This is a genomic window from Metabacillus crassostreae (genome assembly GCF_016908395.1).
Lineage (GTDB): Bacteria > Bacillota > Bacilli > Bacillales > Bacillaceae > Metabacillus > Metabacillus crassostreae.
The window spans coordinates 532,294-545,461 of the sequence record NZ_JAFBDU010000002.1; the positions used below are offsets into that span (position 1 = coordinate 532,294).

The 13,168-nt window shown below is 34.8% G+C and carries 8 protein-coding genes and 1 riboswitch; of the genes, 4 read left to right on the forward strand and 4 right to left on the reverse strand.

Going from position 1 to position 13,168, the window contains the following annotated elements:
• Positions 1 to 24 precede the first annotated feature (24 nt).
• The 3 genes from JOC75_RS10210 to JOC75_RS10220 all read right to left on the reverse strand — a co-directional run bounded on the left by JOC75_RS10210 (position 25) and on the right by JOC75_RS10220 (position 3,684).
• Positions 25 to 1,677 (reverse strand): methyl-accepting chemotaxis protein, encoded by a 1,653-nt coding sequence (locus JOC75_RS10210; protein ID WP_204953944.1) that lies wholly within the window; start codon positions 1,675 to 1,677, stop codon positions 25 to 27.
• Between the two features lie 9 nt (positions 1,678 to 1,686).
• On the reverse strand, positions 1,687 to 2,655 hold the full coding sequence (locus JOC75_RS10215; protein WP_239589397.1) for a BMP family lipoprotein: 969 nt from the start codon (positions 2,653 to 2,655) through the stop codon (positions 1,687 to 1,689).
• Between the two features lie 171 nt (positions 2,656 to 2,826).
• Positions 2,827 to 3,684, reverse strand: a complete 858-nt coding sequence (locus JOC75_RS10220; protein WP_204953945.1) for a CvfB family protein — start codon at positions 3,682 to 3,684, stop codon at positions 2,827 to 2,829.
• 455 nt (positions 3,685 to 4,139) lie between these two features.
• Here JOC75_RS10220 and JOC75_RS10225 point away from each other — a divergent pair, with 455 nt between their 5' ends.
• From JOC75_RS10225 to JOC75_RS10240, 4 genes are all read left to right on the forward strand, one after another.
• Entirely contained in the window at positions 4,140 to 4,631 is a 492-nt protein-coding gene (locus tag JOC75_RS10225; RefSeq protein WP_204953946.1) for a YajQ family cyclic di-GMP-binding protein, read from the forward strand.
• A 186-nt stretch (positions 4,632 to 4,817) separates the two neighbouring features.
• A riboswitch (SAM riboswitch) is annotated at positions 4,818 to 5,028 on the forward strand.
• Positions 5,029 to 5,223: 195 nt separating this feature from the next.
• Complete coding sequence (locus JOC75_RS10230) at positions 5,224 to 7,023, forward strand: bifunctional homocysteine S-methyltransferase/methylenetetrahydrofolate reductase (RefSeq protein ID WP_239589426.1); 1,800 nt, start codon at positions 5,224 to 5,226, stop codon at positions 7,021 to 7,023.
• Positions 7,016 to 10,441, forward strand: coding sequence for a methionine synthase (gene metH / locus JOC75_RS10235; protein ID WP_204953948.1), 3,426 nt, complete (start codon positions 7,016 to 7,018; stop codon positions 10,439 to 10,441). Before JOC75_RS10230 ends, metH begins: the two co-directional genes overlap by 8 nt.
• A gap of 226 nt (positions 10,442 to 10,667) precedes the next feature.
• Complete coding sequence (locus tag JOC75_RS10240) at positions 10,668 to 11,537, forward strand: SDR family oxidoreductase (RefSeq protein ID WP_204953949.1); 870 nt, start codon at positions 10,668 to 10,670, stop codon at positions 11,535 to 11,537.
• Positions 11,538 to 11,612: 75 nt separating this feature from the next.
• On the opposite strand, the gene JOC75_RS10245 is transcribed toward JOC75_RS10240, so the two are convergent.
• Complete coding sequence (locus JOC75_RS10245; protein ID WP_204953950.1) at positions 11,613 to 12,971, reverse strand: alpha-amylase family glycosyl hydrolase; 1,359 nt, start codon at positions 12,969 to 12,971, stop codon at positions 11,613 to 11,615.
• Positions 12,972 to 13,168: the final 197 nt, after the last annotated feature.

The following is a 13,168-nucleotide window of genomic DNA, read 5'->3' on the forward strand; positions in this document are numbered from 1 at the left end:
AATTTGAACGTCCTTTTCCTTATCCTACTTTAATTTAAATGTTCCAACTGTTGAATTTAAATCATCTGTTAATTCTCGTAATGTAACTACCTTGCCAACAATTTTCTCAAAGGCAATTAATTGTTCAGATGTTGATGCTGAGATTTCTTCATTTCCTGCAGCTGATTCTTCAACAACTGCACTAATACTCTCAATTGTATTTAATACTTGTTCACCAAATACCTTTGAATTTTGAGTACCTTCTAATAAGGATGTTAGGCGCTCTTTCATTTCCTCAACTCTTGTTTCTATATCGCCAAATGAATTTGTCGTTTGATCCATTGACAATTGTTGCTCCTGTGCAATTAACACACCCTTTTGAACTGAATCTGAAATTCCTGAAATTCCTTCTTTTATTTTTGAAACCATCTCAAAGATATGTTTAGTAGATTGTGTTGCTTCCTCTGCAAGCTTTCTTACTTCATCCGCAACAACAGCAAAGCCCTTACCAGCTTCACCTGCACGAGCAGCCTCAATTGCTGCATTAAGAGCTAATAAATTTGTTTGATCAGCAATACCTGAAACGGCTTGAGCCATATTTTCAATTTCCGATGCATAATTAGCAAACGTTTTTGTTGCATGATCTATTGTGTGACTTGTTTTTTGGTTTTCTACAATTAAATCGCGCTGTGTTTTAATTGCTTCTTGACCAGAGTGAATGGCTGAAACAGCTTCAATCGCAAACGATACTGATTCCTTTGAACTTGAAACATTTTGTTTCGTTTCAAGTTCCATTTTTTCTATTAATGTAACTGCGTCTTGTAGGTCATTTGAAATTGATTGTGAACCGATCGCCATCTCGTTTGTTGAAACGGCAACCTGATTTGTGATTTCAGTAAGTCCCTTGTTCTCTGTTTCAAGCTCCTTAGCAAAACCTTCAACATCTTTACTCACTGTATCAATTGAAAATATTAGTTTCTTGAGTTGATTCACCATACTAGTAAATGATGTATTTAATGCACCAAGCTCATCTTTTCCTTTATAGTTAATATCTTCAACAAGTAGATTTCCTGAAGCAATTTGTTCAGCATTGAGTGATAATTTCTTTAATGGACGTGTAATTGAGTTCGTCATTCTGATTGCAAATAACAACGATAGTACAACTAAAAGAATACTTCCAATAATTGCTGAAACAATAATAAATGAAATTTTCTTTTCTAAATTATTTTGTAAGATTGTATAGTTTTCATTGGCATACTCATTTAATAAATGCACATCATTCATAATACCTGATAAGCGAATAGATTGGCGTTTAGCTTCAGCATTATTCTTACTATCTAAAGCAGCTGTTGCCTCTCCTTTCCACTGATCATACTTTTCAACCGCACTTTTTAAAGCTCCTGAGCTATTTTCATCAGATATACTTTTGTTTAACGAACTGTATAACTCTTCAGTTTCCTTTATACTAGCTAGTACTTCTGCCTTTTGAGCATCAGTTGGCGTCACAGAAAAATTATTTAATCCTTGTTTCGTACTTGTTAACTCTCCTTGGAGCTGCTTAATATTAAGTAAGCTTCCCACTTTATCCTGGCTTGAGGACTGTATAGATAGCATATTATAAATAATAAATGCGATCATTAAGATTGCTAATGATAATACACTTATTGAGTTTATTAGTAGTTTATTTTTGATTGTCATGGTGTCCTCCTAGCTTCCGTTTGATAGCTTCTCTTTCCAATCTTCTATTTGCTTTCTCTCTTCATTTGTAAAATGATTCACTCTAAGAGGTGCTAGGTCAATTCCATCTTCCGCTATTCCAAGCTCAACATGACCAGTTTGTACATTGCCGTCATCAGTTAGCTGCTTAGCCATTTGATACATTGCTACATCAACATTTTTTAACATTGATGTTATAACAGCTTTTTCTGCATAAAAGTATTGATCACTATCTACACCAATTGCAAACACTTTCTTTGCTTGAGCTTCCTTTAACATACCTACACCTGTAAAACCGGCTGCTGCATATAATACATCAGCACCATTATCAATCATTTCACGTGCTAAACTTGCCCCAAGTTGGTCATTACCAAAATCACCTGCATATTTCACATCAACAGTGATAGCAGGGTCAATAGATTTTGCACCTTCTACAAAGCCTTGCTCAAATTTATTAATTAGTGGAACATCATCTCCACCTATAAAGCCTAATTTATTCGTTTTTGTTGTGAGAGCCGCAGTAACTCCTGCTAAAAAGCTTCCTTGATCTTCCTTGAAGGTAATAGATGTTACATTTTCAAGCTCTGAAACGGCATCTATTAATATAAAACGTTGTTCTGGAAACTTTTTTGCTACTTTTTCAAGATCTTCCTGAACCATGAATCCCAAGCCAACAACAACATCATGATTATCATTAACTAGCTCTGTTAATCCTTTTTCATATGTCTCTGATTCCTTAAGCTCTCGATAATCAAAAATTATTCCTAATTCATCTCTTGCTCTTTCAAGTCCTGCAAATGCTGAATCACTAAAAGATTGATCTCCTAGACCAACATCAGATAGCATGATCCCTATTTTCACTTTATTATCTACCATATTAGATGTTTCTTGCTGAGAACACCCAGAAAGTATAATCATGATCGTCATTAACAAAGCTGCAACATTCTTGGTAATAGTCATTTCTGTACCTCTCTTTTATTATCTTTTTTTAATACCTTCTTTTTATCGACAATTTCCTGCATATATTTATGTTTTTAGACATTTTTCTATCATTATCCAAATCTTTATTGCTTTACTCCATAAGAAAAGGCTTTCACTACTCATCAGTAGTGAAAGCCTCTAAAATTCAGCTTATTTTTTTAATTCTTTAAAGTAAGTCCAACCTTCTTCTTGGTAAACTCGATCATTTTTCATTAAATGCCCCATCGCTCGTTTAAATGCTGCTTTACTCAGATTAAAACGTTCCTTGATATCATCAGGATCACTTTTATCTGTAAAAGGCATTGCACCTCCGCGTTCTTGCATATATGCGTAAATTCTTTCAGCATCTCCACTTAATGCCTCATGCTTTCTAGGAAGTAAAGAAACATTAATTGTTCCATCTTCTTTAACATCGATGACACGTCCTGTCACAGTTTCACCTAGACGCGGCTCTACTTGTCTTTGTGAGGAATGAATAAAGCCTTTATATCCTTCTTCGGTTATGATAAATGAACCAGCTATTATCATTCGGTAGACTGTTCCAGTTACTTCTTTATTAAATACAGATCTGTCAGCATCTTTAAATAAAGGCTCAACTATTTCCTCTGTTGCTAATCGAACAAAGAACTTACCATTATGTGAAACCTTTAAGGTGCAATATAGCTTGTCCCCTACATTTGGCCATACTTCTCTTAAAAATGGAAGGTGATCTTCAGTTACTAATGCATCTTTGCTTAATCCTATGTAAACAAATGCCCCCATATCTTCGACTACGTCAACAACATCTACCCAACCGTATGTACCTTCAGTTATTATCGGTTTTTTCATAGTAGCATATAATCGATCCTGAGAATCTACACCAAAGAAGACCTCAATTTCTTCTCCTACTTCAATTTCTTCTGTTACTTCATTATTATGTAACAGTACACGATCATTTCCGTCTGTTAAAAAATAGCCAAAATCCACTTTCTCGTCTACTGTTAATGTTTCAAATGTACCTGGTATCATTCTTTTTTTCATATCCTTTCGTATTTGAACTATCAACTATACATTTAAGGTTGTTTTTTATTAGAAGTTACTCCTTATTTTATACTAGTAGCAAGAATACAATTCCTATCACAATCCATTACCCTCTTAAACACATTTGGTTTATTTATCAAGGCTGTTTTCGTAAATTGTGTTGTTTTTATAATCATGTTGGAAATAACTCTGTATAAATTCTAGTGACATCTATTCTTTACAAATCGCACCTTTATGCGATAACACACTGGTTACAACAGAGACTGACGTCTATTAGCATCAATCCTTCAGAAAGGAGCCTTTATCAAAGGAAAGAAGTAAAGATTCTTATCTAAAAGAAAAGGGATCTTCGCTTCAAAATAACTTTAAATTTCGTAATAGTTGTGATGCTTGTTTTATTTTACTATAATCAACCTATATTATATACGTTATGGAGGATTATTATGGCTAAAGATAATTCATTTGATATTGTATCAAAAATTGAATTCCCAGAAGTAACAAATGCAATTAATATTGCAATGAAAGAAATAGCTACTCGTTATGACTTTAAAGGTAGCAAAAGTACCATTTCATTAGAAAAAGAAGAATTGGTGTTAGTTTCCGATGATGAATATAAGCTTGAACAACTTAAGGATGTATTAATCTCAAAGCTAATTAAACGAGATGTTCCAATCAAAAATATTTCATATAAGAAATTAGAAAATGCCTCTGGTGGTACTGTTCGCCAAAAAGCTGAATTAGTTTCAGGAATTGATAAAGACAACGCAAAAAAAATTAACAGCATCATTAAGGATAAAGGTCTGAAAGTTAAAACACAAATTCAAGATGACCAAATCCGTGTAACAGGTAAAAGCAGAGATGACCTACAATCTGTTATATCTGCAATTCGAGAAGCAGACCTACCAATTGATGTTCAATTCATCAATTATCGCTAATAATTAGCTAAAATTAAATATGTTGGGGTCAGACCCCTTATCAAAGTCTGACCCTATCCACTATTCTCCTCAATAAAAAACCACATATATCTCATAAATTATCATTTTACTATTGATATTTTTCTGATTATTAGATAAATTAGTTGTAATGCTTTTTATTGCATTAAAGTAAATATGTAATTTCATATCTTATCAAGAGAAGCTGAGGGACTGGCCCATTGAAGCTTCAGCAACCGGTTCAAACGAGTGAAGATCTAGTTAGCTTAATTTAGAAAGATTAATAAAGTAAATAACTTTGTTAGTCACATCTTTTTAAATTCATCTCTACCTATGATTCCCATCTGAGTGCCAAGGTGCTAATTCCAGATAAGCATGTAAAATGCTTGTAAGATAAGGGGAAGCTTATGATCATTCAGTCTTCTTCTTAAGAAGGCTTTTTTTATTTATCAAGGCCTCTTCGATTATATAACATGTAAAAGCCATTTATTTTAATAATTTTATATATCTATTCATTAATAGATCGGAGGATATTTCAGTGGCAAATAAATTTTTGGAAGATTTAAAGAATAAGATTTTGATTGGTGATGGCGCTATGGGAACAATGCTTTATTCTCATGGTGTTGATCGATGTTTCGAAGAATTAAATATCTCAAAGCCTGATGATGTTCAACGTGTTCATGAAGCATATATTTCTGCTGGTGCCGACCTTATCCAAACAAATACGTACGGTGCAAATGATATTAAACTTTCACGTTATGGTCTTGAGGATGATATTAGACAGATTAATAAACAAGCTGTTTCAATTGCAAAAAAAGCAGCAGCTAACAGAGCTTACGTGTTCGGAACAATTGGTGGAGTTCGCTCTTTCAAAAAAAGTGCTCACTCAAATGATGAAATCAAACGTAACTTCAGAGAGCAGCTTTTTATCCTTCTAAATGAAGATGTTGATGGGATTTTACTAGAAACTTATTATGATTTGGAAGAAATGAAAGCAGTCCTTCAAATTGCTCGCAAGGAAACAACAAAACCAATTATTGCAAATGTTTCCCTTCATGAAGCCGGTGTATTACAGGATGGAACTTCCTTAAAGGATGGCTTTTTAACATTAGAAGATCTTGGTGCCAATGTAGTTGGCTTGAACTGTCGTTTAGGTCCTTATCACATGATTCAATCACTAGAAGAAGTGCCAATTCCAACAGAATCCTATCTTTCTGTATTCCCAAATAGCAGCTTACCTGCTATGAACGAAGGTCGTCTTGTTTATGAATCTGATGAAAGTTATTTTAGAGAAAGTGCACTCAAATTCAGAGAGCAAGGTGTTCGTTTAATTGGAGGTTGCTGTGGAACTACACCTAACCATATTAAAGCAATGTCAGAAGCTGTAGCCGATCTTGCTCCTATTACAGATAAACAAGTACGTGTACCAAATAATGTGATCACTGTATCCTCAGACCACTCTGATGATCTGCCGCCATTACAGGATGTTGTAAAGCAAAAACGCTCAGTAATTGTTGAATTAGATCCTCCAAAAAAATTAGGAATGACTAAATTTCTTGATGGTGCACAAGCATTACATGATGCTGGAATTGATGCTTTAACTCTTGCAGATAACTCTCTAGCATCACCACGAGTTAGCAATTTGGCAGCTGGAATTCTAGCAAAAGAAAAAACAGGTGCACGAACATTAATTCATATTACATGCCGAGATCGTAATCTAATTGGCTTACAATCCCACTTAATGGGCTTACATTCACTTGGAATGCAAGATGTATTAGCAATTACAGGTGATCCATCTAAAATAGGTGATTTTCCTGGTGCAACCTCTGTATATGATGTTTCATCGTTTGACTTAATAAGCTTAATCAAACAATTTAATGAAGGTGTCTCCTATTCTGGTAAACCATTAGGTGATAAAACGAATTTTTCTGTAGCTGCTGCATTTAATCCTAATGTGCGACACTTAGATAAAGCTGTAGTAAGACTTGAGAAGAAAATTGCTCATGGTGCGGATTATTTTATTTCACAGCCTCTTTATTCGAATCAACAAATTATTGATGTATATGAAGAAACGAGAAATTTAAAAGCACCAATTTATATCGGTATTATGCCTTTAACATCAAGTCGTAATGCTGAATTTATTCATAATGAAATACCTGGAATCAAATTATCTGAGTCTATTCGCGAAACAATGGCTGCTGCTGGAACAGACAAAGAGCAAGCTCGTCTAGAAGGTTTAGCTATTGCAAAAGATTTAATTGACACGGCTTTTGATTTATTTAATGGTATTTATTTAATAACACCATTTTTACAATATGACCTTACAGTGGAATTAACAAATTACATCCATGAAAAGGAAAAACAGCGTGCTGAGAGGAAGATTACACATGTGTAGCATCAAAAAAGAACTAGAAAAAAGAATCCTTGTACTCGATGGAGCAATGGGGACAATGATTCAAGCTGCAGACCTTACAGCAGAAGACTTTGATGGAGAAGATTATGAAGGGTGTAATGAATATTTAACACGTACAGCCCCTAATGTTATCGAATCTATCCATGAAGCATATTTAGAAGCTGGCTCTGACATTATATCCACTAATACATTTGGTGCAACTAGTATTGTTCTAGATGAATATGATCTCGGGCCAATGGCATTAGAGTTAAATATCGAATCTGCTCAAATTGCTAAAAGAGCAGCACTAAAATATTCAACACCAGAAAAGCCAAGATATGTAGCCGGAGCAATGGGTCCTACTACAAAAACACTTTCTGTTACTGGTGGAACAACATTTGATATTTTGATAGATAACTATGAAGAACAAGCAAGAGGCTTAATTATTGGTGGAGCAGATTTATTACTTCTTGAAACAAGTCAAGATATGTTGAATGTTAAAGCTGGGTTTCTAGGCATTAAAAAAGCCTTTGAAACGACAGGTAAGGAACTTCCATTAATGATCTCAGGTACGATTGAGCCAATGGGTACAACATTGGCTGGTCAGGATATTGAAGCATTTTATGTTTCACTTGAACATATGAAGCCTCTTTCTGTTGGTCTAAACTGTGCAACAGGTCCAGAATTTATGACTGACCATATTCGTACATTATCTGGCTTAGCAAATACAGCGGTAAGCTGCTACCCTAATGCAGGTTTACCTGATGAAGAAGGAAACTATCATGAATCACCCGATTCACTTGCGAAAAAATTAGTTGCCTTTGCAAAACAAGGCTGGCTTAATTTAATTGGCGGCTGCTGTGGTACAACACCAGAGCATATTAAAGCATTAACTGAAGCTGTTGCTACAATATCACCTCGAAAAATGGAGGAAGTATCAAGTGGACATACAGTTTCTGGAATCGATGCCCTGTTGTATGAAGAGGGAATGCGTCCATTATTTGTTGGTGAACGAACAAACGTTATTGGCTCACGTAAATTTAAGAGATTAATTGCTGAAGGTAAATTTGAAGAAGCATCTGAAATTGCCAGAGCACAAGTAAAAAACGGTGCACATGTTATTGATATTTGCTTAGCAGATCCAGACCGAGATGAGCTAGAGGATATGGAAGCATTTATTCCTGAGGTTGTGAAAAAAGTAAAAGCTCCTCTTGTTATTGATTCAACTGATGAGCTTGTAATTGAAAGAGCATTAAAATATTCACAAGGAAAGGCCATCATCAACTCGATCAACCTTGAAGATGGTGAAGAACGTTTTGATGCAATTGTCCCTCTTGTTAAGAAATATGGAGGATCATTAGTTGTTGGAACTATTGATGAAATTGGTATGGCATTAACAGCGGAAAAGAAGCTTGAGGTTGCCATTCGCTCACATGATCTACTAGTTAAGAAACATGGACTAAAAGCTAGTGACCTTATTTTTGATCCTCTTGTGTTCCCTGTAGGTACAGGGGATGAGCAATATATTGGATCTGCAAATGAAACAGTTCGTGGCATTCAATTAATAAAAGAACACTTACCAGAGTGTTTAACAATATTAGGTGTTAGTAATGTTTCTTTTGGCCTTCCACCTGTTGGTCGTGAGGTTTTAAATGCAGTTTACCTTTATCACTGTACGCAAGCAGGTCTTGATTATGCGATTGTTAACACTGAAAAATTAGAACGTTTTGCTTCGATCCCAAAAGAAGAAATTGAAATGGCAGAAAAACTGTTATTTAAAACAACAGACGAATCGCTTGCCACTTTTACAAACTTTTATCGTGGTAAGAAAAAAGAAGATAAAAAGCCTGTTAAAAATCTTCCGCTTGAAGAAAGACTTGCTCAATACATTATTGAAGGCACAAAAGAAGGTCTTCTTCCTGATCTAGAACTAGCTCTAAAAAAATTCGAAGCTCCATTAGATATTATAAACGGACCACTTATGACTGGAATGGCCGAGGTTGGTGTTTTATTTAACGAGAACCAGCTTATTGTAGCAGAAGTTCTTCAAAGTGCAGAGGTCATGAAAGCATCTGTGTCATATCTTGAGCAATTTATGGAAAAGAAAGATGATAGTGGTAAGGGCAAAATCCTTTTAGCAACAGTAAAGGGTGATGTACATGATATCGGGAAAAACCTTGTAGACATTATTCTAAGTAATAATGGCTTTAAAGTTATTGATCTTGGTATAAAAGTTACTCCACAAACATTGATTCAAGCTGTTAAAGACGAAAATCCAGACCTTATCGGGCTTTCCGGTTTATTAGTAAAATCGGCACAGCAAATGGTTATAACGGCTAAAGATTTACAGGATGCAAACTGCAACCTTCCAATTTTAGTTGGTGGAGCAGCTCTTTCGCGAAAATTCACAAGAATGAAAATTGCTCCACAATATAAAGGTCCTGTTGTTTATGCAAAAGACGCAATGGACGGCTTATCTCTAGCAAATCAGTTACGTACATCACCAGAGTCATTTGCTATTCATGATGAAGCTGCTGTGACAGAAGAAGCAAAGACCAAAGCACCACAATCAAAGGCAGTTACTGATTTATTAGAAAAACGAGGTCAACTAACAGATGCGCCAATTTTCCAGCCGAATGATACTAAGCGTCATATTCTGAGAAACATTGAATTAACGCAAATTATCCCTTACGTGAATATGCAAATGTTAATTGGTCATCATCTTGGGTTAAAAGGAAAAATTAAAGAACTCATTAAAAAGAAGGATCCTAAAACAATGGAGCTATATGAGCTTATTCAAGAGCTTTTAAAAGATGGAGCAAAAAATAAATGGTTCAAGCCAGCGGCTACGTATCAATTTTTCCCATCTTATAGTGAAGAAAATAAACTCCATATTTTAGATCCAAACAACACAGATGTTATTTTACAAACATTCGATTTTCCAAGACAGGATAAATTACCATATCGCTGTATTTCAGACTATGTTCGTCCTAAGCAGTCTGAAGGCTTTGATTATGTTGCTATGTTTGCTGTTACTGCTGGTAGTGAAATACGTGAGCTTGCACAAGGATTTAAAGAGCAAGGTGACTATTTAAAAAGTCATGCTGTTCAAGCCTTTGCATTAGAGTTAGCTGAAGGTTTGGCAGAACGAACACATCAGTTGATTCGTGATCGTTGGGGCTTCCCTGATGCACCTGATTTTACAATGGATCAACGTTTTTCTGCAAAATATCAAGGTCAAAGATACTCATTTGGATATCCGGCTTGTCCTGACCTAGAAGATCAAGAAAAATTATTTAATTTATTAAGACCAGAAGATATTGGTATTGAATTAACAGAAGGATTTATGATGTCTCCTGAAGCATCAGTAACAGCAATTGTTGTTGCCCATCCTGACGCAAAATACTTCAATGTTATGTAAGACTTCATAGAGAAGATGAACAGCCCTGAACAAGAAAGTTCAGGGCTGTTTTTTATTATCATCCCTCCTCTATTATTACTAAACCACGTGAAAATATCATTCTCTGGTACAAATCTGTTTATTAACAAACCAAAGTGGGAATATCAATACCAATCCTATAAACATACTTTCAGAGCTTTTCTCACATAATACTTTACAGTAATAAAAATTTGAGGAGGAATCAATAATGAGTAACCAACAAAATCAACCACAAACAATGCCAGCTCAACATCAAGATGTACAACCTGGTCATGAGGATTTAATGAATCCACAACCCACATTTGATGATACTTCATATACTGGTAGTGGCAAACTTAAGAATAAAGTAGCGATTATTACAGGTGGAGATAGTGGAATTGGACGAGCTGTAGCTGTCTTTTTTGCAAAAGAAGGAGCAAATGTTGTTATTTCTTATTTAGATGAAGAGAAAGATGCGGAAGAAACAAAAAAGCATGTTGAAAAACAAGGACAGAAGTGTTTATTAATTCCTGGTGATATCGGTGATGAAAAAGTGTGCCAAGACATTGTTTCTAAAACAGTTGATACCTTTGGAAGTCTTGATATTTTAGTAAACAATGCAGCTGAACAGCATCCTCAAAAAGGTATTGAAGATATTACAAGTGAGCAGCTAGAAAGAACATTTAGAACAAATATCTTTTCATTCTTTTATTTAACAAAAGCAGCACTACCTCACTTAAAGAAAGGTAGTACTATAGTTAACACATCATCTGTTACAGCTTATGCTGGAAATGAACAACTATTAGACTATTCAGCAACAAAAGGCGCAATCACAACCTTCACTAGATCTCTTGCTCTTTCACTTGCTGGAAAAGGAATTCGTGTAAACGGAGTTGCACCAGGTCCAATCTGGACACCACTTATTCCATCAACCTTCCCGCCTGACCAAGTAGCTACATTTGGAGCCAATACTCCAATGAAGCGCCCTGGACAACCTGAAGAGCTTGCACCTGCTTATGTATTTTTAGCAAGCGATGATTCTTCTTACATGTCAGGACAAATGATTCATGTGAACGGTGGTAAGATTGTAAATAGTTAAGTTTGAGAAACATGAAAAAATAAGCCGCTTTGGATTCTAAAATCCAAGCGGCTTATTTTTCACCATATCCCTATCTCACTTCTTTTGACCACGTCTTTTAGCTAAAATTAAAAAGCCAATAAATAAAGTCGGAACAATAAGAAATACACTAATAAAAGGTATATTTAACCCTGTCTTTTCTTGGATTTCGTATACTTCTGCTAGTTCACGATCAATAATAAATTCATAGTTACCATTTTCTTCTTGAAACACATCTCCAGTTAACAAGCCTTGTAGCTTCTTATCTTCAGCGATTTCATTTGCTGGGATGATCACTTTTTGTGTCTTAGAGGAATTATTAATAGCAACAATAACTGAATCTTCTTGATAACTACGTTTAAAAATGATCATTCCATCTTTTTCATATAAAAGCTGATAATCACCTTTTGTTAATGGTGGAAAATTATTTCTGACTTTCGCTAATTTGCCCATGTAGTCAATTAGTTCTTCATCTGATTGAAAGTTCATTAATGGACGATTTAAAGGAGGTTCTCCTCCATCTACAGCAATTTCAGAACCATAATACACAAATGGTGTTCCCGGTAAGGTGTACATGTAAGAGTATGCAATTTTAAATCGATTACCAGGATGCTGATTATTCTCGATTGAATATCGTGTAAATCGAACAGTATTATGGCTATCTAGAAAGTTTGTTAAATTTTCAGGAGCTTCTTCAACAACACTTGATGCTGGTTCAATGTTATTGTCAACATTAGCAAATGCAAGTGAAGCAGCTTCTTGGAAAGGTGCATTTAATATCGAATCAAATCCTGCTTCAATATAACGAGTTGCTTTGGAATCATCATACTCTTGTAAAGTACCAACTAAATAATTATCTACTAGACCTTCATTAAAATCCTTCCAAAAGTCCGCTGATATAACATCTGGATAATTAATAAAATACCCATCAATATCAACATCCGTTATCCAGCTTGCCCCTGAGTCAATTAACTGCGCTTGATCTTCAGCAGTGAACGGCGAACCAGTATTTAAATCTAGTTCTAGTAACACATTAATATCTAACTTATGTGACTGAGACACTAGGTTCTGCAGTTCCTCTTTTGTCCCATAATGCTCGTCTATATTTTGAGCAATGTTGTTACCTTCTTGAAGAAAAATCGATGACAACACAATTGTGGAAAATCCCATTTTTTTTATATATTCAAGCTTTCTTACAATCCCTTCAAAATCACCACCATGATATGCTAAAGGATCTTCAGGATTAAATTCAGCTCCATCATTTTGTGGATCTCCATTATTAAAACGATCTACCTCAATAAAATAAACAAGTTCATTTTGCCAGGCTTCTTCAAGTGTTCCCTCAGCATTTACATGTATAGATGAGTTGAAAAGCAAAAACGAAATAGCTAATAATTTTATTACGTTCTTATACATAGATGTGTATGTTCCTCCTATGATTTCCGATTTAAATATCTGCTTTTTTAGAGTATCTCTTTCTCCTATAAAACGTCAATTTTTTTATTGTTAATCAGCTATCTTTTTGTTAATTGATAATGAATTAGTTTTCACCAATAATATGAATATCATCATCTTCTTATGAAAAAGCTTAGTAGTACAAAATATTAGTTGGA